Source organism: Herbaspirillum sp. Her4, assembly GCF_057961335.1.
The window spans coordinates 1880922-1902843 of record NZ_CM176330.1 but is presented as its reverse complement, the minus strand read 5'-3'; the positions used below and the strand labels follow the sequence as shown (position 1 = coordinate 1902843).

The 21922-nt window shown below is 61.9% G+C and carries 27 protein-coding genes; 15 read left to right on the top strand and 12 right to left on the bottom strand.

Features of this window, described 5'->3' with window-relative positions:
- Window positions 1–204: 204 nt before the first annotated feature.
- From hemP to bfr, 7 genes are all read left to right on the top strand, one after another.
- Window positions 205–393 (top strand): hemin uptake protein HemP, encoded by a 189-nt coding sequence (gene hemP, locus ACWFUC_RS08735; protein WP_008325641.1) that lies wholly within the window; start codon window positions 205–207, stop codon window positions 391–393.
- Between the two features lie 98 nt (window positions 394–491).
- The gene (locus ACWFUC_RS08730) at window positions 492–812 is read left to right on the top strand and encodes a hypothetical protein (protein WP_088754613.1); all 321 of its coding nucleotides are present in this window, start codon (window positions 492–494) and stop codon (window positions 810–812) included.
- A 46-nt stretch (window positions 813–858) separates the two neighbouring features.
- Window positions 859–1086: a (2Fe-2S)-binding protein gene (locus ACWFUC_RS08725; RefSeq protein ID WP_034332014.1), complete on the top strand. Its 228-nt coding sequence runs from the start codon at window positions 859–861 to the stop codon at window positions 1084–1086.
- Between the two features lie 9 nt (window positions 1087–1095).
- On the top strand, window positions 1096–1794 hold the full coding sequence (locus ACWFUC_RS08720) for an energy transducer TonB (protein WP_121043053.1): 699 nt from the start codon (window positions 1096–1098) through the stop codon (window positions 1792–1794).
- 95 nt (window positions 1795–1889) lie between these two features.
- On the top strand, window positions 1890–2621 hold the full coding sequence (locus ACWFUC_RS08715; RefSeq protein WP_489624660.1) for a MotA/TolQ/ExbB proton channel family protein: 732 nt from the start codon (window positions 1890–1892) through the stop codon (window positions 2619–2621).
- Window positions 2621–3037, top strand: coding sequence for an ExbD/TolR family protein (locus ACWFUC_RS08710; protein WP_034332017.1), 417 nt, complete (start codon window positions 2621–2623; stop codon window positions 3035–3037). Before ACWFUC_RS08715 ends, ACWFUC_RS08710 begins: the two co-directional genes overlap by 1 nt.
- A 276-nt stretch (window positions 3038–3313) precedes the next feature.
- The gene (gene bfr / locus ACWFUC_RS08705; protein WP_008325625.1) at window positions 3314–3793 is read left to right on the top strand and encodes a bacterioferritin; all 480 of its coding nucleotides are present in this window, start codon (window positions 3314–3316) and stop codon (window positions 3791–3793) included.
- Between the two features lie 95 nt (window positions 3794–3888).
- On the opposite strand, the gene ACWFUC_RS08700 is transcribed toward bfr, so the two are convergent.
- Window positions 3889–4503 carry a glutathione S-transferase family protein gene (locus tag ACWFUC_RS08700; protein WP_134221387.1) on the bottom strand — a complete coding sequence of 205 codons (615 nt, stop codon included), beginning with the start codon at window positions 4501–4503 and terminating at the stop codon, window positions 3889–3891.
- 241 nt (window positions 4504–4744) lie between these two features.
- On the opposite strand from ACWFUC_RS08700, the gene purB reads away from it, so the two are divergent.
- From purB to ACWFUC_RS08670, 6 genes are all read left to right on the top strand, one after another.
- Window positions 4745–6112, top strand: coding sequence for an adenylosuccinate lyase (gene purB / locus ACWFUC_RS08695; RefSeq protein ID WP_489624659.1), 1368 nt, complete (start codon window positions 4745–4747; stop codon window positions 6110–6112).
- A gap of 305 nt (window positions 6113–6417) precedes the next feature.
- Window positions 6418–6942 (top strand): cytochrome b, encoded by a 525-nt coding sequence (locus ACWFUC_RS08690; protein WP_259434133.1) that lies wholly within the window; start codon window positions 6418–6420, stop codon window positions 6940–6942.
- 63 nt (window positions 6943–7005) lie between these two features.
- A complete protein-coding gene (locus tag ACWFUC_RS08685; RefSeq protein WP_489624658.1) occupies window positions 7006–7578 on the top strand; it encodes a YceI family protein in 573 nt (190 codons plus the stop codon).
- Window positions 7579–7698: 120 nt separating this feature from the next.
- Window positions 7699–8271: a YceI family protein gene (locus ACWFUC_RS08680; RefSeq protein WP_034332026.1), complete on the top strand. Its 573-nt coding sequence runs from the start codon at window positions 7699–7701 to the stop codon at window positions 8269–8271.
- Window positions 8272–8492: 221 nt separating this feature from the next.
- Window positions 8493–9128, top strand: coding sequence for a pyridoxamine 5'-phosphate oxidase (gene pdxH, locus ACWFUC_RS08675; RefSeq protein WP_034332028.1), 636 nt, complete (start codon window positions 8493–8495; stop codon window positions 9126–9128).
- A 59-nt stretch (window positions 9129–9187) separates the two neighbouring features.
- Window positions 9188–10396 carry a class I SAM-dependent methyltransferase gene (locus ACWFUC_RS08670; RefSeq protein ID WP_489624657.1) on the top strand — a complete coding sequence of 403 codons (1209 nt, stop codon included), beginning with the start codon at window positions 9188–9190 and terminating at the stop codon, window positions 10394–10396.
- Window positions 10397–10491: 95 nt separating this feature from the next.
- Here the strand turns inward: ACWFUC_RS08670 and msrA are convergent, their stop codons facing one another.
- Complete coding sequence (gene msrA, locus ACWFUC_RS08665) at window positions 10492–11025, bottom strand: peptide-methionine (S)-S-oxide reductase MsrA (RefSeq protein WP_121043045.1); 534 nt, start codon at window positions 11023–11025, stop codon at window positions 10492–10494.
- 205 nt (window positions 11026–11230) lie between these two features.
- Here msrA and ACWFUC_RS08660 point away from each other — a divergent pair, with 205 nt between their 5' ends.
- Window positions 11231–11740 (top strand): flavin reductase family protein, encoded by a 510-nt coding sequence (locus ACWFUC_RS08660; protein ID WP_489624656.1) that lies wholly within the window; start codon window positions 11231–11233, stop codon window positions 11738–11740.
- Window positions 11741–11833: 93 nt separating this feature from the next.
- On the opposite strand, the gene ACWFUC_RS08655 is transcribed toward ACWFUC_RS08660, so the two are convergent.
- A complete protein-coding gene (locus ACWFUC_RS08655; protein WP_489624655.1) occupies window positions 11834–12583 on the bottom strand; it encodes an OmpW/AlkL family protein in 750 nt (249 codons plus the stop codon).
- 236 nt (window positions 12584–12819) lie between these two features.
- Here ACWFUC_RS08655 and ACWFUC_RS08650 point away from each other — a divergent pair, with 236 nt between their 5' ends.
- A complete protein-coding gene (locus ACWFUC_RS08650; protein WP_276321816.1) occupies window positions 12820–12954 on the top strand; it encodes a hypothetical protein in 135 nt (44 codons plus the stop codon).
- Window positions 12955–12962: 8 nt separating this feature from the next.
- Here ACWFUC_RS08650 and ACWFUC_RS08645 read toward each other — a convergent pair whose 3' ends face one another.
- From ACWFUC_RS08645 to ACWFUC_RS08605, 9 genes are all read right to left on the bottom strand, one after another.
- Window positions 12963–14018, bottom strand: coding sequence for an L-threonylcarbamoyladenylate synthase (locus ACWFUC_RS08645; RefSeq protein ID WP_489624654.1), 1056 nt, complete (start codon window positions 14016–14018; stop codon window positions 12963–12965).
- Between the two features lie 12 nt (window positions 14019–14030).
- The gene (locus ACWFUC_RS08640; protein WP_489624653.1) at window positions 14031–15236 is read right to left on the bottom strand and encodes a 5-(carboxyamino)imidazole ribonucleotide synthase; all 1206 of its coding nucleotides are present in this window, start codon (window positions 15234–15236) and stop codon (window positions 14031–14033) included.
- Entirely contained in the window at window positions 15233–15730 is a 498-nt protein-coding gene (gene purE, locus ACWFUC_RS08635; RefSeq protein ID WP_034331809.1) for a 5-(carboxyamino)imidazole ribonucleotide mutase, read from the bottom strand. Before purE ends, ACWFUC_RS08640 begins: the two co-directional genes overlap by 4 nt.
- A gap of 12 nt (window positions 15731–15742) precedes the next feature.
- Window positions 15743–16639, bottom strand: a complete 897-nt coding sequence (locus tag ACWFUC_RS08630; RefSeq protein ID WP_134135463.1) for a phosphoribosylaminoimidazolesuccinocarboxamide synthase — start codon at window positions 16637–16639, stop codon at window positions 15743–15745.
- Between the two features lie 102 nt (window positions 16640–16741).
- The gene (fba, locus tag ACWFUC_RS08625; protein WP_006461735.1) at window positions 16742–17806 is read right to left on the bottom strand and encodes a class II fructose-bisphosphate aldolase; all 1065 of its coding nucleotides are present in this window, start codon (window positions 17804–17806) and stop codon (window positions 16742–16744) included.
- Between the two features lie 26 nt (window positions 17807–17832).
- A complete protein-coding gene (pyk, locus tag ACWFUC_RS08620) occupies window positions 17833–19266 on the bottom strand; it encodes a pyruvate kinase (RefSeq protein ID WP_034331813.1) in 1434 nt (477 codons plus the stop codon).
- A 189-nt stretch (window positions 19267–19455) separates the two neighbouring features.
- Complete coding sequence (locus tag ACWFUC_RS08615; RefSeq protein WP_489624652.1) at window positions 19456–20646, bottom strand: phosphoglycerate kinase; 1191 nt, start codon at window positions 20644–20646, stop codon at window positions 19456–19458.
- Window positions 20647–20768: 122 nt separating this feature from the next.
- Window positions 20769–21092, bottom strand: coding sequence for an AzlD domain-containing protein (locus ACWFUC_RS08610; RefSeq protein WP_489624651.1), 324 nt, complete (start codon window positions 21090–21092; stop codon window positions 20769–20771).
- A complete protein-coding gene (locus tag ACWFUC_RS08605) occupies window positions 21089–21889 on the bottom strand; it encodes an AzlC family ABC transporter permease (RefSeq protein WP_121043033.1) in 801 nt (266 codons plus the stop codon). Before ACWFUC_RS08605 ends, ACWFUC_RS08610 begins: the two co-directional genes overlap by 4 nt.
- Window positions 21890–21922 lie beyond the last annotated feature (33 nt).

Below are 21922 nucleotides of genomic sequence, written 5' to 3'. Positions count from 1 at the left end.
ACTATCGGATGCCCCGCGCGCGATCTTCGCGCCGGGGCATTTTCTTTTGGACAAGCTTGACAGCCTTGATAGGCTGGAAGTGTTTCCTGCACGACCCTAAATGATAAAAATTATCAATCACACCGATAAAAGGGCTTGCAATCCCGCCGCAAATCGCAAATAATCTAAATAAGAATTGTTCGCATTTAATAGGAGGTGATTGTAATGAGCCAACTGAACGACAACAGCATGGACCGTCGCAACAAGCCGGGCACGACCGCCAACGGAACGCCGATCACCCGCATCAAGAGTACGGACCTGTTCCGTCAGATGCGCGAGCTTGAGATTGATCACGGCGGTCGCATCTATAAATTGCGTCTGACCCAGCTGAACAAGCTGATCCTGACGGCGTAAGCCGGCAGTATCAGGACAAGGTGGATCCATAAACAGGCCAGCCAGCGTCGTTCGTCATGACGCACCGCCAGCCAAGCTAGCCCAGCGAGGAGAGTTTGATGGTCAACGAGAACATGACGTCCACGTTCGTGGAACCGAGCAACGCACCGGCCCAGCCTGAACTTCTGGTGTCCGCCGTGCTGCATCTGATGTCGCACTACACCGCCAACAACAGCCAGGAAACGCAGAGCTGCGTGAAGCTGGCCTCGGTGATCGAAAGACACCTCAAGGCCCTGGCGGACCTGCCCAACCTGGCACCGGTGCTGCGGGCCACCTGCCAGCAGCTGTCGGAACAATGGGCACATGTAGTGGAACGCACGATGCCACCGCAGGAAAAATTCAACTTCTTCTCGCGCATGGTTGCAGGAGCGAGAACTTAGCCATCGTCAAGTCAAGAGCCTGATGAAGCAGGCAGCAAGGCGTAAAATGATCGTATGTGTTTGTAACAACATCTCTGAAGGCAAGATCCATCAGGCGGTCGATGCAGGCGTGTCGTCCATGGCCGAGCTGCGCAAGCAGCTTGGCGTGGGCACCTGCTGCGGCAAGTGCCATTCCTGCGCCAAGAACGTCCTGCGCGAATGCCTCAGCAGTTCCCGTCAAACACAGCAAGGTGTGCGTCCGGTAGTATTCCATCCGTCACTGGCCGCTGCCTGAACCAGATCAATGAACGCCATTTCACCGTCTCTCATGAGTGTCAGCCCACCCAGCGCCCTGATGCGCCAGGCACGCAAGATCGGCCCGCTGGGCCTGATCATCCTGTTGCACATTGCCTTCTTCTGGGCGCTGCAAAGCGGCCTGGTCCACCAGGTTGCCAGCGCCGTTCCCAAGGAAGTCATCGCCACCTTCATCGTCCCCGAGAAGGCCCCTGAGCCCGCGCCGCCCAAGGCCGAGCCGGCCCCGCCCAAGCAGGTGAAGATCGTCAAGAAGGTGGTGGCACCGCCCAAGCCGGTTCCCGTCACCGAAACGCCGGCACCAACTGCCATCACTGCGCCGCCCCAGCCGCCGCAACCGGCCGCACCGGCTCCACAGGTGGCTGCCGAACCGACGCCGGCCCCGGCCGCACCGCCTGGCCCGGTCCTGCCCAAGCAGATCACTTCCGGCATCGAATATATCGAGAAGCCGAACCCGACGTATCCCAGCGTCTCGCGCCGCATGGGTGAAGAAGGCGTGGTGGAATTCCGCGTGACAGTCAACACCAGCGGCCGTGCCGAAAAGGTCGAGATCACCAAGTCTTCCGGCTACTCGCGCCTGGACGATGCCGCCCGCAGCGCCGTGATGCGCGCCGTCTTCAAGCCTTACATCGAGAACGGCAAGGCCATCACCGTCAGCACGGTCGGCAGCCTGGCCTTCCGCCTGAACTGAGCAAAGCATCTCGCCTGGCCGGGTCTTGCCCGGCCAGGCAGTCATTTCGTTTCATCATTCCCCTCATCTGATAGCCAAAAATAGAAGGAAACATCATGGAAGTTAGTCCGTACGGATTGGAAAGCCTCTGGGCCCAAGGCGATTTCGTTACCAAGGGCGTCGCCGTCCTGTTGCTGGCCATGTCGATCGCGTCCTGGTACGTGATCTTCACCAAGGCCTTCCAGCTGCTGCGTTTCCGCAAGGCCTCGGCCGCCGCCGGTCACCAGTTCTGGGATACCACCAGCCTGCCCGAAGGCGTGGCCACCCTGGGCCATGACAATCCCTTCGCCGAAGTCGCCAAGGCCGGTGTCACTGCCATGAGCCACCACACCGCCCACAAGGGCCACCTGCACGATCAACTGTCGGTGAACGACTGGGTCACCCTGTCGCTGCGCCAAGCCATCGATGAAGCCTCCGGCAAGCTGCAGACCGGCATGGCAGTATTGGCCTCGGTCGGCTCGACCGCACCGTTCGTGGGCCTGTTCGGCACCGTCTGGGGCATCTACCACGCGCTGGTCTCCATCGGCACCACCGGCCAGGCCAGCATCGACAAGGTCGCCGGCCCGGTCGGCGAAGCCCTGATCATGACCGCACTGGGCCTGGCCGTGGCCATTCCCGCCACCTTCGGCTACAACGCCCTGGTGCGCGGCAACAAGACCACCATCGCCAAGCTCAACAAGTTCGGCTTCGACCTGCACGCCCTGTTCGTCACCGGCGCCCGCGCCGCCGGTGAAGACGGCCAGCCCAATGGCGGCAAGGCCAAGCTGACCGCAGTCGGGAGGGCATGATGGGTATGGGTTCCCTGTCCGATTCGGACGACGATTTCAATCCCGAGATCAACACCACGCCGCTGGTGGACGTGATGCTGGTCTTGCTGATCATCTTCATCATCACCATCCCGGTGATGAACCATGCGGTCAAGATCGACCTGCCCAAGGCCAGCAGCCAGCCGGACCAGGTCAAGCCGGAAAGCATCAACCTGTCCATCGATGCGGCCGGCAACGTGTTCTGGAATGAAGAAAAGATCGACAGCAGCGAACTGAGCGCCCGCATCGCCGTGGCCGCCCAGAAGCAGCCGCAACCGGAAATGCACCTGCGCGCCGAGCGCACCACCCAGTATGAAAAGGTGGCGCAGGTGATGTCGGCGGCGCAGTCTGGTGGGCTGACCAAGATCGGTTTCGTGACGGATCCTGACAAGAAATAAACTTCAGCAGTCGCCAAACCCAAGGGAAGTGCCACCCCGGCACTTCCCGGCAAGCCCTGCCCCACGGGCCTGCAACCGAAAACCTCCCTCGCCTGGCGACGGAGGTTTTTTGCTTTTTCCTTCATACGCCAACCAAAGTAAGAATGATTAGCGATAATTCTTGCTGAACAATGCAGGCATCTGGACTATGATCCGTCGGTCCGCGGTCAGGCAGCTATACAGTCACCCATAATTAACGCGGTTTTCCTCTTACATCAATTTTTAAAGGTAATCCCCATGAAAGGCGATCCCGCAGTCATCAAGTTGCTCAATGCTCAACTGACCAATGAGCTCACGGCCATCAACCAGTACTTCCTGCATGCCCGCATGTACAAGCACTGGGGCCTGGACAAGATCGGTGCCAAGGAATACGCCGAATCCATCGGCGAAATGAAGCACGCTGACAAGCTGATCGACCGCATCCTGATGCTGGACGGCTTGCCCAACCTGCAGGCGCTGCACAAGCTGATGATCGGCGAGAACACCCAGGAAATGCTGCAGTGTGACCTGAAGCTGGAGCAGGCGGCCCACAAGACCGTCAAGGAAGGCATCGCCACCTGCGAACAGCATGGCGATTACGTCTCGCGCGAACTGTTCCAGATGATCCTGGACGACACCGAAGAACACATCGACTGGCTGGAAACCCAACTGGACCTGATCGACAAGGTCGGCATCCAGAATTACCTGCAAAGCCAGATGTCCCCGGCCAGCGAGTAATCGCAAGCAGCCCAGGGCAAACAAAAAGCGCGCTCCTCGGAGCGCGCTTTTTTACGTCATCGCCAAACTTGGCGAAGGGCCCATGGCCCTGCACCTCACAGATGCGGTACGGTTTCCTTGAAGCTGGTCCGTTCCGACACCTTGTCGAACAGCCGCGCCAGTTGCGGATAATCCTCACGCCAGGCCAGGTCGGGGAAGCGGAACGCCAGCCACCCCAGCGCACAGCCCACGGCCACGTCCGCCAGGGTGTAATGGTTGCCCACGCAGAAGGGCTTTTCTCCCAGGCCATCGGCCATCGCCTTCAACGAAGCTTCCACCTTGCTCCACTGGCGCTTGATCCATTCCGGGCTCTGCTGCTTGGTCGGACGCAGGGTCTTTTCCAGGCGCACCAGCACGGCGGCATCCAGGGCGCCATCGGCCAGCGCTTCCCAGCACTTGATCTCGGCGCGCTCGCGGCCATTGGGCGGCAGCAGCTTGCCGACCGGCGTCAGGGTGTCGAGATATTCGACGATCACCCGCGAATCGAACATGGCACCGCCATCATCCATCAGCAGGCAGGGCACCTTGCCCAGCGGATTGCTTTCCTGGATGGTGGTCGATGCACTCCAGACATCTTCCAGGATGAATTCGTAATCGATCTTTTTTTCGGCCATCACGACGCGCACCTTGCGCACGAACGGACTGGCATTGGAGCCGATGAGTTTTAGCATAGCGTGAGGAGTAATAATCTCATTCGATTATAACATTCGCATTTCCTGACAAATTTATGAAGAATCGCGCCAGGAACGGAATGCAACGGTCCATCAGGACTGGGCCGGACGGGAAAATTGGGCCGGCCGGCGTGCCGATGGTAAAATGCCGGGCTCAGGCGATTCGGGTTTTGGCATAAAAGCCTGCCAAAACTCGCCAATCTTCAGTCAACGCATCTCTTCCGTTTCCATCGTTTCCATCATGTCCCTCTCCGCTCTCTCGGCCCTGTCCCCGCTGGACGGCCGCTACGCCTCCAAGACCGATCAACTGCGTCCGCTGCTGTCTGAAGCGGGCTTCATGCACCATCGCGTGAAGGTCGAGATTGCCTGGCTGCAGGCGCTGTCCGAAGCTGGTTTCGCCGAGATCAAGCCGTTCTCGTCTGAGGCCCGCGCGCTGCTGGACAAGCTGGCTGCCGACTTCACCGAAGCCGACGCCGCCCGCATCAAGGAAATCGAAGCCGTCACCAACCACGACGTCAAGGCCGTGGAATACTGGCTCAAGGAACAAGTGAAGGATGTGCCCGAACTGGTGGCCGCCTCCGAATTCATTCACTTCGCCTGCACCTCCGAAGACATCAACAACACCTCGCACGGCATGATGTTGAAGGCCGCGCGCGACACCGTGCTGCTGCCCTCGCTGCAAGCCGTGATCGCCAAGCTGACCGCCCTGGCCCACGAACACGCGGCAGTGCCGATGCTCTCGCGCACCCACGGCCAGCCGGCCAGCCCCACCACCCTGGGCAAGGAAGTGGCCAACGTCGTGGCGCGCCTGCAACGTGCCGCCAAGCGCATCGCCAGCGTCGAGATCCTGGGCAAGATGAACGGTGCCGTCGGCAACTACAACGCCCACCTGTCGGCCTACCCGCAGACCGACTGGGCCGCTTTCTCCAAGGAAGTCGTGGAAAAGCGCCTGGGCCTGACCTTCAACCCCTACACCATCCAGATCGAGCCGCACGACTACATGGCCGAACTGTTCGATGCCGTGGCCCGCACCAACACCATCCTGCTGGACCTGAACCGCGATATCTGGGGCTACATCTCCCTGGGCTACTTCAAGCAGCGCACCAAGGCTGGCGAAATCGGTTCCTCGACCATGCCGCACAAGGTCAACCCGATCGATTTTGAAAACTCCGAAGGCAACCTGGGCATGGCCAACGCCGTGCTGAAGCACCTGGCCGAGAAGCTGCCGGTCTCGCGCTGGCAGCGTGACCTGACCGACTCCACCGTGCTGCGCAACATCGGCGTGGGCTTCGGCTACACCCTGCTGGCCTACGACAGCTGCCTGCGCGGCCTGAACAAGCTGGAAGTGAATCCGCAACGCCTGGCCGACGACCTCGACGCCACCTGGGAAGTGCTGGCCGAGCCGGTGCAGACCGTCATGCGCCGCTATGGCATCGAAAATCCGTATGAGCAGCTGAAGGAACTGACCCGCGGCAAGGGCATTTCCAAAGACGCGCTGCGCGACTTCATCAATGGCCTGGCCATCCCGCAAGAAGCCAAGGACCACCTCCTGGCCATGACCCCGGCCAACTACATCGGTACCGCCGTGGAACTGGCCAAGCAGATCTGATAGTTCATATCAACGATTAGCAAAATGCACGAATGGCGCACAGCAATGTGCGCCATTTTTCATTTGTGCGGCCACAATCCTGAATCATTGTTAGGATTACTCGCAAAAACGGATGGCTGAAGTGCCATTTCGGCGAGTAATGCGAGCAGCGAAAGCTCTTTATACTCAGCAGAGTCAAAAAGAGTGGCATGATCGCTTGCCGCCCGGAATCTTCGCGGATTTCGCGACGCCAGCCCGGCCTGCCCGCCCTGCAGAACCATTGCAGAGCCAGCCGCTCCAAACGCCACCCACGCTCGCCACATCCTATGGAACGCTACACCAAACCCGCCGTGCTGCTGCACTGGCTGATTGCCCTGTTGATCATCTCCGCCTTCGGCCTGGGGCTGACCATGGTCGACATTCCCGGCCTGACCCCGACCAAGCTGAAGTATTTTTCCTGGCACAAGTGGCTGGGCGTGACCGTACTGGCGCTGGTCTGCGTGCGTCTGCTGTGGCGTCTCACGCACAAGGCACCGGCCTATCCGGCCAACATGCCGGGCTGGCAACAGTCGGCGGCACACGGGCTGCACCTTGGCCTGTACGTGCTGATGTTCGCCATTCCCGTCTCCGGTTATTTCTACAGCCTGGCCGCCGGCGTACCGGTGGTCTACCTGGGCGTGGTGCCGCTGCCGGTGCTGATTGCCCCGAATCCGGAGTGGAAGCCGCTGCTCAAGGCCACCCACTACTGGCTCAACATGACCCTGCTGGCCGCCTTTGCCCTGCACGTGCTGGCCGCGCTCAAGCACCAGTTCATCGATCGTGACAAACTCTTCAAACGCATGCTGCCCTGATCCCCTGCACGCCGCACGCTACGCAAGATCATTCATATTGCTCGTTTTTTTACGGAACCCGACATGACCTCCACTCGCTCCACCCGCTTCCTCAAACCCACTCTGCTGGCCTTGGCCGCTGCTGCCTTCACCCTCTCCGCCCAAGCAGCCCCGCTGAAGGTGGATGCCGCCAAGAGCAGCGTCTCTGCCACCTTCAAGCAGCTCAACGTCCCGGTCGATGCCAAGTTCAAGAAATTCAACGCCGCCATCGACTTCGACGCCGCCAAGCCGGAACAAGGCAAGGCGTCGGTGGAGATCGACGTCGCCAGCTTCGACCTGGGTGAAGCCGAGTACAACAAGGAAGTGCAAAAGAAGGAATGGTTCAACGCCGCCCAATACCCCAAGGCCAGTTTCGTGGCCAGCAGCATCAAGGCCGCTGGCGCCGGCAAGTATGACGTGGCCGGCAAGCTGACCATCAAGGGCAAGAGCACCGATGTCAGCTTCCCGCTGACCGTCAAGAAGGACGGAGCCGCCCAGGTCTTCGACGGTGCCCTGCCCATCAAGCGCCTGACCTACAACGTCGGTGAAGGCGAGTGGAAGGATACCGGCATGGTGGCCGATGAAGTGACGATCAAGTTCCACATCGTGGCCCAGTAATTCGTAGCAGCAGCATCAGCAGCCTCAACAACATCAATAAAAGTCGTTCCGCGCCATGACGCACCGCCCTGCAAGGGGCGGGCTCCCCTGCGGTTTTTTTCACTCAAGGAATCCAAACAAATGAAACTGAATCACCTCCTGCTCGCCCTGGTCGCCGCCGGTGCCGCCGTCTCCGCCAACGCTGCCGACACCTACAGCATCGACCCCAGCCACACCTACCCCAGCTTCGAAGCGGACCACATGGGCGTGTCCATCTGGCGCGGCAAGTTCGACAAGACCAGCGGCACCGTGACCCTGGATCGCGCTGCCAAGACCGGCACCGTCGACATCACCATCGATACCGCCTCCATCGACTTCGGCATGGCCAAGATGAACGATCACGCCAAGAGCGCCGACATGTTCGACGTCGCCAAGTACCCGACCGCCCAATACAAGGGCAACATCAAGTTCAACGGCGACAAGCCGGCCACCGTCGAAGGCGAACTGACCCTGCACGGCGTGACCAAGCCGGTCACCCTGACCCTGAACAAGTTCACCTGCATCCAGCACCCGATGCTCAAGCGTGAGGTCTGCGGCGGCGATGCATCGGCCTCCTTCAACCGCGCCGATTTCGGTATCGACTACGGTGCCAAGTATGGTTTCTCGATGGAGACCAAGCTGGCCATCCAGGTCGAAGCCGTCAAGACCAACTGATCCTGCCCGCGCTTGCCTGAAGCGGCCGGACCTGGTCCGGCCCCGGCAAACCACGAAAGCCGATGCGATAATGCATCGGCTTTTTTTATTGGCGCGCCTTGCTTGCGATCATGGAGCAAGCGGCCGCCAAGCCGCACAATGGCTCGCATTCGCCGTTTTGCTGCTCTGCAAAACATTTTGAAACGCGCTAATCTAGCGCCACTCCCCAAGGAGCAAGAAGCATGTCGTTAGCTGACCTACGTAAAGACTACAGCCGCGCCAGTTTGTCCGAACTCGACACTGCCGCCGATCCCGTTGACCAGTTTGCAGTCTGGTTCGACGAAGCGACCAAGGCGCAGATCCCCGAGCCCAACGCCATGAGCGTGGCCACCGTGGGGGCTGATGGACGGCCGTCGTCGCGCATCGTGCTGATCAAGCAGTTCGATCAGCTGGGCTTTACCTGGTTTACCAATTACGACAGCCGCAAGGGCGTCGATGTGGCGGAGAATCCGTACGTGGCGCTGCTGTTCCACTGGGTCGAACTTGAACGCCAGGTCCGCATCGAAGGAAAGATCGAGCGCGTGACCAAGGAAGAGAGCGACGCGTACTTCTACAGTCGCCCCCTGGCCAGCCAGCTCGGCGCGATCGCCTCGCAGCAGAGCCGGACCGTGGCCAGCCGCGAGACGCTGGAACAGCAATACGAAGCAACCAAGCAGCAATTCGGGGACCACCCGACCCGCCCGGAACACTGGGGCGGCTACCGGGTGATTCCCGATCGCATCGAATTCTGGCAAGGCCGCCCCTCCCGCATGCACGACCGCGTGCTCTACACGCGCTCCGATGATGGCCAGTGGCAACGGCAGCGCCTGCAGCCCTGAGGACATCGCACGATGCCTGGCAGGGCCGATCAGCATTCATCACTGACGCGGAGGACATCGTGTTTTGGGAAAAGAAGCTAGACGCCTGGGTAGAAAACATTCGCAATGTGTCGGCCCTGCCACTGCGGCTGGAGCTGTGGAACGGACAGCATTACGACTTCAGCAGCGGTACGCCTGAAGTCACGCTCAAGGTTCCGCACGCTTCAGCCATCACTTCACTGCTCAAGCCGTCGCTGGCCAACCTGGGCGAGGCCTACGTCGAAGGCAAGATCGAGGTCGAGGGCAAGGTCAAGAGCATCATCCAGGTCGCCAACGGTCTGGCTTCCAACACCCTCAAGGCCGAGGGCCGGCTGGGCCGCATGGTGCGCAGCGTGACGCACACCAAAAAGCGGGACGCCGAAGCCATCCAGTATCACTACGACGTTTCCAACGATTTCTACAAGCTGTTCCTGGACGAGAACATGGTGTATTCCTGCGCCTACTTCGAGAACGGCGACGAGGATCTCGCCACGGCCCAGCTCAAGAAGATCGACCACATCCTGGAGAAGATCCAGCTCAAGCCCGGCCACACATTGCTCGACATCGGCTGCGGCTGGGGTGCGCTGGTCTTGCGGGCGGCGCAGAAATTCGGTGCGCGCTGCGTGGGCGTGACGCTTTCCAGGAACCAGTACGCCCTGGCGCGCGAGCGGGTGGAAGCGGCCGGGCTCGGCGACCGCATCGAGATTCGCCTGCAGGACTACCGTGACGTCACCGGCACCTTTGACCGCATCACCTCGGTGGGCATGTTCGAGCATGTGGGCATCAAGAATTTGCCGACGTATTTTGCCCAGATCAGGAAGCTGCTGGCCGATGGCGGCATGGCCATGAACCACGGCATCACCAGCACCGACATCGAGAATGGCGAGTCGCCCTATGGGGCCGGTGAATTCATCGACAAGTACGTGTTCCCCGCCGGCGAACTGCCGCACATCAGCACGGTGCTGCGGACCATGCAGGAAGGCGGCCTGGAAGCCTTCGACGTCGAAAACCTGCGACGCCACTATGCCCGCACCTGCAGCCTGTGGGCCGACAATTTCGAAGCCAACGCCGACGCCATCCACCGCGTGACCGACGAGAAGCGCTACCGTATCTGGCGCGTTTACCTGGCCGGCAGCGCCTACGGTTTCGAACGCGACTGGATCTCGCTGTATCAGGTCATCTGCACCAAGGCCGGCCGCAGCGCACAGCAGCTGCCGTGGTCGCGCAGGTACATCTACGCACAACAATAAGCATTCGCCAGCCCCATCAAGCAACGGGCCTGCCCTCTTCCCGGAGGCAGGCCCGTTGTACGTAGTACTTGGGACGTCGTAACGCCGGCGAGAATTTATTCCGGCTTGCTCTTCTCGGCAAACACCTCACGCAGCTTGGCCACCTTGGGCGCCACCACGAAGGCGCAGTAGCCCTGGAAGGGATGCTGCACGAAGTAGTTCTGGTGATAGTCCTCGGCGCGATAGTAGGTCTGCGGCGGCGACAGTTCGGTCACGATGGGCGCATCCCACACCAGGGCCATCTCGGCGATGATGTGCCTGGCCGTCTCATGCTGGGTCTCGTCCTGATAGTAGATGACTGAACGATACTGCGTACCGACGTCATTGCCCTGGCGGTTCAGCGTGGTCGGGTCATGGATGGTGAAGAAAATTTCCAGAATCTCGCGGAAGCTGATCTGCTGCGGATCGAAGGCCAGCTTGACTACTTCCGCATGCCCGGTCTGGCCGCCGCACACCTGCTCGTAGCTGGGATTGACCACACTGCCGCCGGTATAGCCGGACTCCACCGACTGCACGCCCTTGACCTGCTGGTACACCGCTTCCAGGCACCAGAAGCAGCCGCCGCCGAGTACTGCAATTTCCGTGGCCATGATGTTCTCCCGTTAAGTTGCTTGTTATAAAACTTTACTCCAATTCAGCACCTCAAGTGAGGCCGATGTGAAGCATTCTCAAGCCATCCAAGCCCAGCCCGCACGGCAAGACTGCGCGCGATCCGTTATCATGTGCATCTCCGCGCATTGACCGGCTGGCCGCAAGGTGCAGGCCGCAGCGCTTCGACCTCCAAGCAGACTCCCGATGCACACACGCTTTCCCCGCGCCGAAGCGCGTCAGTTCGACGCGGCGCATTTCCGCCAGGCCCTGTCGCAGTTCGCCACGGGCGTCACCGTCATCACCACGCGGCTGGCCGATGGCAGTCTCCTGGGACTGACCGCCAGCTCCTTCAATTCGGTTTCGCTGGATCCTCCACTCGTGCTGTGGAGCCTCGGCACACGCGCCAACAGCCTGCCGGTGTTCTCCGGCAATTCGCATTACGTGATCAACATCCTCAGCGCCGAGCAGGCACATCTGGCGCAGCAATTCGCCAGCAAGATGGAGAACCGCTTCGAAGGCGTGGCCTACACGCTCTCGCGCACCGGCCAGCCGATTCTGGATGGGGCCTCGGCCTGGTTCGAATGCCACAACCGCAGCCAGTATCCGGAAGGCGACCACGTCATCTTCGTGGGCGAGGTGGAACATTGCGAAGTCGACCCGCAGGCCGCGCTGGTCTTCCACAACGGCCGGCTCACGAAGACTGAGGCTTTCTGAACAGCGCGTCTGCTGTGCTTTGAGGCAGCTGCCCAAAAGAAAATGGCACCCGGATTGCTCCGGGTGCCATTTTTTTGCAGCAGTGTTCCGGTCTTAGAACTTGTAGCCCACCGACAGGAAGCTGACGATCGGGTTGATCGTCAGGCTGGTGCTCGAGTGCGTCGTGCCACCTGCTGCAGCGGGCAGCTCGGTGGTGATGTCGGCATTGGTCTTGAGCGGGATGTAGGACACGGACAAGCCCACGGACCAGTTCTTGTCGAAGTTGTAGTTGGCACCCACGGTCAGCACCGGGGCCCACGACGAGCTCAGGGCGGCACTGGACTTGGCGCTGGTGACGGCACCATTGGTGTACTTGCTGGAGATGGTGCGCTGGAAGTTGTTGCTCAGTTCGATGTTGTCATACCAGACATAGGTCACGCCGGCACCAACGAAGGGGCGGAAGGTGCTGTTGGCATCACCGAAGTGATACTTCGCGACGATCGCCGGACTCCACTGCTTGGCCTGTCCGATCTGACCCACACCGGCCAGCGTGCCGGTACCGTCAAGCTTGAAGGTCGGCGGAATGCCCAGGTCGGCGGTCAGCGAGACGTTGTCCGTCAGGAAGTGAGTGAAAGCGATGCCCAGGGTATCGGCGCTATTGACGGTTGCGCCGGAACCGGGGATCGGACCAGCGCCAGGACCGTCGTTCTTGCGCAGGGTTTCGCTGGAATCCTGGGGTGCCAGATGGAACCAGCCGAGATTGATGATATTGCTGCCCGCGGTCTGCGCCATGGCCGGTGCAGCGCACGCTGCCATCACGGACAATGCGGCGAGTTTGGGCAGGAAGGAAAATTGTTTTTGCATTGCTGTCTCCAAGAGTTGCGGGCAGTGCCCGGATTTTTTATTCCCGATGTCTGGCGATAGACGGGATTGCTGTCACGGCTGGTTACCGTTTTTCATTATTCAACGTAATCCTGCGTAACTGGTCCGTACGTGGTTTTTACGCTGACGAAACAAAAAGAACGCGCGTGCTATTCGGTGGAGATACTATGCCAGCTTTGTCACATTTTGTATAGAACATGTGAAGAGCACGATAGTGCATGTCTGCTTTTGGCAACCGCGTACTGACTGGCGAGTCAGTACTGGCGCAGCAGAACGGGGGCGTGGAGGAAGTACAAAGCGACGACTTGTCCCTGGCAGGTCACTGGCTGAGCGGACGAGCGAACTATGGTTGAGCTGCCGTTCAGCCCTGAAGCAGGCGCGCCAGCAAACCCTGCGAATCGAAAGCCGCGCGGCGCAGGCGGTCGTTGACACCTTGCCAGTCTGCACTGAGGGGCAGGGACTCCACCACGATGAGGTCTGCGCCTGCATGGTCCATGTCACGCAGGGCGGCATAGAGATCGTGGGCATAAGCATCGGCAGTGAGTGGCATGGGCCGGATCACCGTCACGCCGGGCACACCATCACCCCGGAATTCGCGCTGGATCAACGCGACCTTCTGACCGATGCCAGCCAGCTTGCCCAGGAGCGCTGGCAGCTCGGCCGACGCAACCTGCACCACCGGCGTATGCGGTGCGTAGTGCGCATCGAGCGTACCTGATGCGCGCGGTGCGGTGGCGTCGGGCGTCGCCAGCGGCACACCCAGCACGGCAGCAATACGATCCGCGCTGATCTGGCCGGGGCGCAGCAGCACCGGGCCATGGGTCTCGATGCGGGACAGGTCGACGATGGTGGACTCGATGCCCACTTCGCTCTGTCCGCCGTCGAGCACATAGTCCACCGGGCTGTCGGCATCGCTGCCGAATTCCTCGCGCACGTGCTCGGCGGTGGTGGGGCTGACGTGTCCGAACTTGTTGGCCGAGGGACCGGCGATGCCGCCCTTGCCGCCACGGAATTCGCGCAGCAGCGCTTGCGCCACCGGATGCGAAGGGCAGCGCACGCCCACCGAATCCTGGCCACCGGCCACGACATCGGGAATGTGCGCCGCGCGCTTGAGGATCAGCGTGAGCGGACCCGGCCAGAACGAGGCAATCAGGCGCCGCGCTTCCACCGGTACCGACGCGGCCCAGTAGCCGATATCGGCTTCCGGTGAAACGTGCACGATCACCGGATGATTGGCAGGACGTCCCTTGGCCGCATAGATGGCAGCAATGGCGGCCGGATTTTCGGCGTCACCGCCGAGGCCATAGACGGTCTCGGTCGGGAAGGCCACCAGCCCGCCCTGCTCCAGCTTGCGCGCGGCGTGCATGATGGCCGCGACGTCGATGGACACAATGGAAGAAGCGCGCTTGTCGTTCATCGCCGGCCTCGCTTACAGCGTGATGCCGAGGATGGCGCAGGCGGCTGCCAGCTGGCGCTGTGCATCGGCCAGCGTGGCGCCGGTGAAAGTGACATGGCCCATCTTGCGGCCACGGCGCGCTTCAGCCTTGCCGTACAGGTGCAGGTGCGCACCGGGCAGTGCCAGCACCTGATCCCAGGCCGGTTCGCGCTGGGCGTCCGTGTCATCCTCGTACCAGACATCGCCGAGGATGTTCAGCATCACCGAGGGCGAATGCTGGCGCGTATCGCCCAGCGGCAGGCGCGCCATGGCGCGGGCTTGCTGTTCGAACTGGCTGGTGACGCAGGCATCGATGGTGTAGTGGCCGCTGTTGTGCGGACGCGGGGCCATCTCGTTGACTACCAGCGCGCCATCGTCCAGCACGAAGAATTCGATGCACAGCACACCGACATACTGCATCGCGCCGATGATCTGCAAAGCCGCCTGCTGCGCACGCGCAGCGGCATCGGCCTTGATGTTGGGACCGGGCACGGTGGTGGTGAAGAGGATGCCGTCACGATGCACGTTCTCGGCAATCGGATAGACCACGGCCTGGCCATCATGGCCGCGCGCCACCAGCACCGAGACTTCATAGGCCAGCGGCAGCATCTTCTCCAGCACGCAGGTCACGCCCTTCATGGCGGCGAAAGCGGCGCGCACCTCGTCGACAGTGCGCACGCGCACCTGGCCCTTGCCGTCATAACCCATGCGGGCCGTCTTGAGGATGCCCGGCAGCAGCTTGGCATCGAGACCATCGATATCGGCCTCGCTGTTGATCACCAGGTGCGGAGCCGGCAGCACGCCGGACTGCGATCCACACTCGGTGAAGAAGGCTTTCTCGGCAGTACGGTCCTGCGCAATCGAGACGCCGGAAGCCGCGGGTGCCACGAAGGTCTGTGCCGCCAGGGTGGCCAGGCTCTTGGCCGAGACGTTCTCGAACTCGGTGGTGATGGCCGCACACAGCGCTCCCAGTTCAGCCAGCGCCGCCCCGTCGTCGTACGCGGCGTTGATGAGGCGGTCCGCCACCTGCCCGGCCGGGCAGTCGGCATCGGCTTCCAGCACGGCGACCTTGAAGCCCATGCTCTGCGCCGCGTGGGCGAACATGCGGCCGAGCTGGCCACCGCCCATCACGCCCAGCCAGGTGGCCGGCGTGGTCGAGGGAACGGCGGGACGAAGGGTGGAGGCGGACTGCTGGGTCATACAGGCAACTTCATGTCGAGGGCGACTTGCGTCTGGGTCTTGCGGAAGGCTTCCAGCTTTTCAGCCAGGGCCGCGTCAGTGGTGGCCAGCATGGCGATGGCCGACAGCGCCGCATTGGCGGCACCGGCTTCGCCGATGGCATAGGTGGCCACCGGAATGCCCTTGGGCATCTGCACGATGGAGAGCAGCGAATCCTCGCCACGCAGATACTTGGAAGGCACCGGCACACCCAGCACCGGCACGATGGTCTTGGCGGCGATCATGCCCGGCAGGTGTGCAGCCCCGCCGGCACCGGCGATGATGGCGCGCAGGCCGCGCGTGCGGGCGCTCTCGGCGTAGGCGAACATCTGGTCCGGCATGCGGTGCGCGGAGATCACCTGGGCTTCGAAGGGCACGCCAAAGTCCTTCAGGATGGCGACCGCATTCTGCATCACCTCCCAGTCGGAGGACGACCCCATGACCACGCCGATCAACGGTTTGACAGTATCGTTCATGTCCGGTCCTCGTCAGTCCTTGAGCTTCTCGCCGGTCAGGCGTTCCAGCGCCTCGCGGTACTTGGCACCGGTCTTTTCGATCACATCGGCCGGAAGCGCCGGTGCCGGCGGGGTCTTCTGCCAGCCCTCGACGGTTTCCAGGTAATCGCGCACGAACTGCTTGTCGAAGGACGGCGGCGAGATGCCGACCTGGTAGCTGTCCGCCGGCCAGAAGCGCGAAGAGTCTGCAGTCAGCACTTCATCCATCAGGTGCAGCACGCCGTTGTCATCCAGGCCGAATTCGAACTTGGTGTCGGCGATGATGATGCCGCGCGTGGCCGCGTAATCAGCGGCTTCCTTGTAAAGCTGGATGGCGACGTCACGGATCTTGTGGGCCAGTTCGGTGCCGATGCGCTTTTCGGTTTCTTCGAAGCTGATGTTTTCGTCGTGTTCGCCCAGGTCAGCCTTGGCGGCCGGGGTGAAGATCGGCTGTTCCAGCTTGGAGGCCTGCTGCAGGCCGGCCGGCAGCTTGATGCCGCAGATCGCGCCAGTCGCCTGGTAATCCTTCCAGCCGGAACCGATGATGTAGCCGCGCACCACGGCTTCCACCAGGATCGGTTTCAGGCGCTTGGCCACCACGGCGCGTCCGCGCACCTGCTCCACTTCGGCCGGGCTCACCACGGACTCGGGATCGACGCCGGTCAGGTGATTGGGCACGATGTGGCCCAGCTTCTCGAACCAGAAATCGCTCATCTGGTTCAGGACCTTGCCCTTGCCGGGGATCGGTTCGTTCATGATGACATCGAAGGCCGACAGGCGATCGGTGGTCACGATCAAGAGCTTGTCGTCGCCGACGGCGTAGTTTTCGCGGACCTTGCCTGTGCCCAGCAGCGGCAGGGAAGTGATCGAGGATTTGTAGAGACTGCTCATGGTGGTCTTCTCGTAAAGTCAAAAACCGGAACCGCCATTTTCAGGGCGATTCCGGTCGGTGGGGCCTTGCGTCCGGCGTAGGCCGTTCAGCGGCTTGCGTGCTTACTGGACGATCTGTGCCAGTTCGCCGCTCTTGTACTTCTCGGCGATCTTTTCCAGCGAGACCGGCTTGATCTTGCCCGCCTGGCCTTCGCAGCCGAAGGACAGGAAACGTGCCTTGCAGACCAGCTTGGCGGCTTCGCGGGCTGGCTTCAGGTAGTCGCGCGGGTCGAACTTGGACGGGTTCTCGAACAGGTAGCGGCGGATCGCACCGGTCATGGCCAGGCGGATGTCGGTGTCGATGTTGATCTTGCGCACGCCGTGCTTGATGCCTTCCTGGATTTCTTCGACCGGCACGCCGTAGGTTTCCTTCATGTCACCGCCGAATTCGCGGATCTCGGCCAGCAGTTCCTGCGGCACCGACGAAGAACCGTGCATCACCAGGTGGGTGTTGGGGATGCGGGCGTGGATTTCCTTGATGCGATCGATGGCCAGGATGTCGCCGGTGGGCTTGCGCGAGAACTTGTAGGCACCGTGCGAAGTACCGATGGCAATCGCCAGTGCGTCGCACTGGGTGGCCTTGACGAAGTCGGCAGCCTGGTTGACGTCGGTCAGCAGCTGTTCGCGGGTCATGGTGCCGTCAGCACCGTGGCCGTCTTCCTTGTCGCCCTTCATGGTTTCCAGCGAACCCAGCACGCCCAGTTCGGCTTCGACCGTCACGCCGATGGCGTGCGAGAACTCGACCACCTTGCGCGAGACTTCGACGTTGTACTCGTAGCTGGCCACGGTCTTGCCGTCGGCTTCCAGCGAGCCATCCATCATCACGGAGGAGAAACCGGACTTGATGGCCGCCATGCAGACCGCCGGCGACTGGCCGTGATCCTGGTGCATCACCACGGGGATGTGCGGATAGGCTTCCACGGCCGCCGAGATCAGGTGGCGCAGGAAGGCTTCGCCCGCGTACTTGCGGGCACCGGCGGAGGCTTGCATGATCACGGGCGCGCCGACTTCATTGGCGGCTTCCATGATGGCAGTGACCTGCTCCAGGTTGTTGACGTTGAACGCCGGCAGGCCGTAACCGTTTTCGGCGGCATGGTCCAGCAGTTGACGCATGGATACGAGAGGCATGATGAAAACTCCAGAACGATGAAAAATCAGTACTCGCCAACGCGCAGAATCTTCAGCGCATTGGTGCCGCCGACCTGGCCGATGGGCTCGCCCCAGGTCACGACGATCAGGTCACCCTTCTGTACCACGCCTTGCGCCAGCAGCAGATCCTGGGCGCCCTTCAACATGGCTTCGGTGTCGGGCGCCTGGGCCAGTTCCAGCGTATGCACGTTGCGGAACAGCGAAGCCTTGCGGCGCGTGGCGACATTGGGGGTGATCGCAAAGATCGGGATATCGATGTTGTGACGGCTCATCCACAGCGCCGTCGAACCGGATTCGGTGAGCGCAGCGATGGCCTTCACGCGCAGGTGGTGTGCAGTAAACAGCGCGCCATAGGCGATGGACTGGTCCACGCGGGTAAAGCGCAGGTTCAGGAAATCGGCGTCCAGCTGCACGTTCTCGGAGCGCTCGGCTTCCAGGCAGATGGCCGACATGGCTTCCACGGTTTCCACCGGATACTTGCCGGAGGCGGTCTCGGCCGAGGTCATCACGGCATCGGTGCCATCCAGCACGGCGTTGGCCACGTCCGAGACTTCGGCGCGGGTCGGCACGGCGTTGACGATCATGGACTCCATCATCTGGGTCGCGGTGATGGTCAACTTGTTGGAGGCGCGCGCCATCTTGATCATGCGCTTCTGCAAACCCGGCACGGCGGCATTGCCCACTTCCACGGCCAGGTCGCCACGGGCCACCATGATGCCATCGGAGGCATCCAGGATTTCCTGCAGCAGCGGGATGGCTTCGGCGCGCTCGATCTTGGCGATCATCATCGGCTTGTGGCCGAAGGGCTCACCGGCGACGTTGGACAACTGGCGCGCCATTTCCATGTCGGTGGCGTTCTTGGGGAAGGACACGGCCACGTAATCGGCCTGGAAGCTCATGGCGGTCTTGATGTCGTCCATGTCCTTGGCGGTCAGCGCCGGTGCGGACAGGCCGCCACCCTGGCGGTTGATGCCCTTGTTGTTGGACAGCTCGCCACCGATCTTGACCACGGTGTGGATCTCGTTGCCCATCACGCGTTCGACCTTCAGCACGATCAGGCCGTCGTTCAACAACAGCACGTCGTTGCCCTTCAGGTCGCGCGGCAGTGCCTTGTAGTCCAGGCCCACCCGTTCCTGATTGCCCATCTGGCAATCGGAATCGAGGATGAACTTGTCGCCGTTGGCCAGCATGATCTTGCCATTCTCGAACTTGCCCACGCGGATCTTGGGACCTTGCAGGTCGGCCATGATGGCGACCTTCTTGCCGCATTCGTCGGCCACTTCGCGCACCAGGGTGGCGCGGTCGATGTGGTCCTGCGGCTTGCCGTGCGAGAAATTGAGACGCACGACGTCAACGCCGGCGCGGATCATGCGGGTCAAAGTGTCACGGTCGCTGGAAGCGGGACCGATGGTGGCGACGATTTTTGTTGCTCTGGACATGAATACCTTCTGGTTGCGACTTGGTGATAGAAGCCCGCTGCCCGGCCCGATGCAGGGCCGATCAGGCGGAGAGCTTCCGCCCCGAACGCGCGTCTCGGACGCGTTCATCATTGGTGGTGCTACAGACTCAGAATTCGGATGGAACAGCCGGGCGCTGCGCACGGCAACAGGGCGCAGCGCCGGTGACGCTTACTGCGCGCGTTGCAGCAGGATCTCGACAGCCGGCAGGGTCTTGCCTTCCAGGAATTCCAGGAAAGCGCCACCACCGGTGGAGATGTAACCGACCTTGTCGGCAATGTTGTACTTGGCAATGGCGGCCAGGGTATCGCCGCCACCGGCGATCGAGAAGCCGGACGATGCCGCGATGGCCTTGGCCAGGGTTTCGGTGCCACCGCCGAACTGGTCGAACTCGAACACGCCCACCGGGCCGTTCCAGACGATGGTGCCGGCGCGGCCCAGCTGTTCAGCCAGGACGGCAGCGGTCTGGGGACCGATGTCGAAGATCATGTCGTCGTCAGCCACATCAGCAGCCGCCTTCACGGTGGCTGCAGCGGTCGGGGAGAATTCCTTGCCCACCACGACGTCCGTGGGGATAGGTACCGAAGCGCCGCGCTTGGCCATCAGTTCGATGATGGCCTTGGCGTCGTCCACCAGGTCCGGCTCGGCCAGGGACTTGCCGATCTTCAGGCCGGCCGCCAGCATGAAGGTATTGGCGATGCCGCCACCGACGATGAGGTTGTCGACCTTCTCGGCCAGGGTCTTCAGGATGGTCAGCTTGGTCGAGACCTTGGAACCGGCCACGATGGCCACCAGCGGACGGGCCGGCTGGTTCAGGGCCTTGCCCAGCGCATCCAGCTCGGCGGCCAGCAGCGGGCCGGCACAGGCGACGGGGGCAAACTTGGCCACGCCGTAGGTGGTGGCTTCGGCGCGGTGCGCGGTACCGAAGGCGTCATTGACGTAGATATCGCAGAGCTTGGCGATCTTTTGCGCCAGCTCGTCGCTGTTCTTCTTTTCGCCCTTGTTCAGACGGCAGTTTTCCAGCAGCACGACCTGGCCGGGCTGCACCTCCACGCCATCGACCCAATCGGCGACCAGCTTGACTTCACTTCCCAGCAGCTCGGAGAGGCGCTTGGCCACCGGGGCCAGCGAATCTTCGGGCTTGAACTCGCCTTCGGTCGGACGGCCCAGGTGCGAGGTCACCATCACTGCAGCGCCTGCCTGCTGGGCATCGCGAATGGCCGGGACCGAAGCGCGAATGCGGGTATCTTCGGTGATGTTGCCGGCATCATCCTGCGGGACGTTCAGATCGGCACGGATGAAGACGCGTTTGCCTTGCAATTGCTTGGCGGAAATCAAATCGCTCAGTCGGTTGAATTTCATAGGGTGGAATTCGAAGAAGGGGGCGAAAAACGCCGTATTTTACTCCAGCCTGACCCGCTCCTGACGGCTTTTTGGCAGCCTCAACAACATCCGGAGCGCATCCTGGCGCTCTGCGCGAAACTTCATAGCAACCAGCGCAGCAGTGTAAAGAGTGACATTCCTGCGACAATAGTTCCCAAAAGATGACGCGTTGCCGCAAAGAAAACGCCGGCACCGATGCCGGCCAGCAACTTCGGGTTGGCCAGGCTCATCTCGATGGCCCCGCCTGAAGTCACCAGATCCGGGAAGATGATGGCCGCCATGGCCGCTGCCGGCGCGTAGCTCAGGGCATGCTTGACGCGCTGCGGCAGCTTGACCGCATGGCCGAACAGGAAGAAGCCGCTGCGGGTGACGACCGTGGAGATGGTCAGCAGCACAATGGCGCCCCAGACATACCAGTCGCTCATGCCGTCGCCTCTGCATCGCCGTCACTGCCGCTGCCGGGCAGCAGCTTGTCGGCCAGCATCGCCGCCGCCATGCCCAGCACCATGGCCAGCAGCAGGCCCAGCCGGTACGGCAGGTCCAGCGCCAGCACCGCCACCGTACCCGACACCACCACCCCGGCCAGGGCCGGCAGGCTGCTGGTCATGGGGATCATCACGGCGATCAGGGCCAGGGTGCCGGCAAAGCCGATATTCCAGCTTTCCGGAATCTGGCTGCCGAGGAGGATGCCGATGGTCGCACCAAGCTGCCAGGCGACCCAACCCGGATAGCAGATCGCTGCGAAATAACCGATCTTGCCGGCAGGTTGATGAAAAGTAGAGGGAGGATAGCGCTGTGGGAAGAAGGCCATCGAGATATCGCCATTGAAGAAGCCGTACCAGACCCGGCGATACCAGGGCAGGTGTTCGAAATGCGGTGCCACGGCCGCCGAGAAGATCACGAAGCGCAGGTTGACGATCATGGCGGTGAAGAACACCACCAGCAGCGGCACTCCGGCCGCCAGCAGGGGCAGCGCCGCGAACTGGGCCGACCCGGCATAGACCAGCAAGCTCATGCCCAGCGACTGGTAGATCGTCAGCCCCGACTTGACCATGGCCATGCCCGAAACCATGCCCCAGGCCAGCACGGCGGGAATGGTCGAGGCACTGGCGCGCCAGCCTTCCTGGAAGGCTTCCTTCTCGATGCGGCGGGCAGCGTCAGGGTCGTGCGCGGGGGGATTGCTCCCGGCCCCTGATCGGTCCTCGCCTGTCTCCTTCTGCATTGGTCTTCCGTGGGCGATTGAAGAAGCGGCCGG

Bases quoted from the DNA above. Each gene is read 5' to 3' on its own strand.
- ACWFUC_RS08715 (WP_489624660.1), top strand. From the start codon at position 1,890: ATGGAAGTTAGTCCGTACGGATTGGAAAGCCTCTGGGCCCAAGGCGAT.
- msrA (WP_121043045.1), bottom strand. From the start codon at position 11,025: ATGGCCACGGAAATTGCAGTACTCGGCGGCGGCTGCTTCTGGTGCCTG.
- ACWFUC_RS08605 (WP_121043033.1), bottom strand. From the start codon at position 21,889: ATGCAGAAGGAGACAGGCGAGGACCGATCAGGGGCCGGGAGCAATCCC.
- ACWFUC_RS08640 (WP_489624653.1), bottom strand. From the start codon at position 15,236: ATGACCCAGCAGTCCGCCTCCACCCTTCGTCCCGCCGTTCCCTCGACC.
- pyk (WP_034331813.1), bottom strand. From the start codon at position 19,266: ATGTCCAGAGCAACAAAAATCGTCGCCACCATCGGTCCCGCTTCCAGC.
- ACWFUC_RS08660 (WP_489624656.1), top strand. From the start codon at position 11,231: ATGCACACACGCTTTCCCCGCGCCGAAGCGCGTCAGTTCGACGCGGCG.
- ACWFUC_RS08680 (WP_034332026.1), top strand. From the start codon at position 7,699: ATGAAACTGAATCACCTCCTGCTCGCCCTGGTCGCCGCCGGTGCCGCC.
- fba (WP_006461735.1), bottom strand. From the start codon at position 17,806: ATGCCTCTCGTATCCATGCGTCAACTGCTGGACCATGCCGCCGAAAAC.
- ACWFUC_RS08645 (WP_489624654.1), bottom strand. From the start codon at position 14,018: ATGAACGACAAGCGCGCTTCTTCCATTGTGTCCATCGACGTCGCGGCC.
- ACWFUC_RS08720 (WP_121043053.1), top strand. From the start codon at position 1,096: ATGAACGCCATTTCACCGTCTCTCATGAGTGTCAGCCCACCCAGCGCC.
- purB (WP_489624659.1), top strand. From the start codon at position 4,745: ATGTCCCTCTCCGCTCTCTCGGCCCTGTCCCCGCTGGACGGCCGCTAC.
- ACWFUC_RS08650 (WP_276321816.1), top strand. From the start codon at position 12,820: ATGTCTGCTTTTGGCAACCGCGTACTGACTGGCGAGTCAGTACTGGCG.
- ACWFUC_RS08685 (WP_489624658.1), top strand. From the start codon at position 7,006: ATGACCTCCACTCGCTCCACCCGCTTCCTCAAACCCACTCTGCTGGCC.
- ACWFUC_RS08610 (WP_489624651.1), bottom strand. From the start codon at position 21,092: ATGAGCGACTGGTATGTCTGGGGCGCCATTGTGCTGCTGACCATCTCC.
- pdxH (WP_034332028.1), top strand. From the start codon at position 8,493: ATGTCGTTAGCTGACCTACGTAAAGACTACAGCCGCGCCAGTTTGTCC.
- ACWFUC_RS08655 (WP_489624655.1), bottom strand. From the start codon at position 12,583: ATGCAAAAACAATTTTCCTTCCTGCCCAAACTCGCCGCATTGTCCGTG.
- bfr (WP_008325625.1), top strand. From the start codon at position 3,314: ATGAAAGGCGATCCCGCAGTCATCAAGTTGCTCAATGCTCAACTGACC.
- ACWFUC_RS08690 (WP_259434133.1), top strand. From the start codon at position 6,418: ATGGAACGCTACACCAAACCCGCCGTGCTGCTGCACTGGCTGATTGCC.
- ACWFUC_RS08725 (WP_034332014.1), top strand. From the start codon at position 859: ATGATCGTATGTGTTTGTAACAACATCTCTGAAGGCAAGATCCATCAG.
- ACWFUC_RS08710 (WP_034332017.1), top strand. From the start codon at position 2,621: ATGGGTATGGGTTCCCTGTCCGATTCGGACGACGATTTCAATCCCGAG.
- ACWFUC_RS08615 (WP_489624652.1), bottom strand. From the start codon at position 20,646: ATGAAATTCAACCGACTGAGCGATTTGATTTCCGCCAAGCAATTGCAA.
- purE (WP_034331809.1), bottom strand. From the start codon at position 15,730: ATGAACGATACTGTCAAACCGTTGATCGGCGTGGTCATGGGGTCGTCC.
- ACWFUC_RS08730 (WP_088754613.1), top strand. From the start codon at position 492: ATGGTCAACGAGAACATGACGTCCACGTTCGTGGAACCGAGCAACGCA.
- ACWFUC_RS08630 (WP_134135463.1), bottom strand. From the start codon at position 16,639: ATGAGCAGTCTCTACAAATCCTCGATCACTTCCCTGCCGCTGCTGGGC.
- ACWFUC_RS08700 (WP_134221387.1), bottom strand. From the start codon at position 4,503: ATGCTAAAACTCATCGGCTCCAATGCCAGTCCGTTCGTGCGCAAGGTG.
- hemP (WP_008325641.1), top strand. From the start codon at position 205: ATGAGCCAACTGAACGACAACAGCATGGACCGTCGCAACAAGCCGGGC.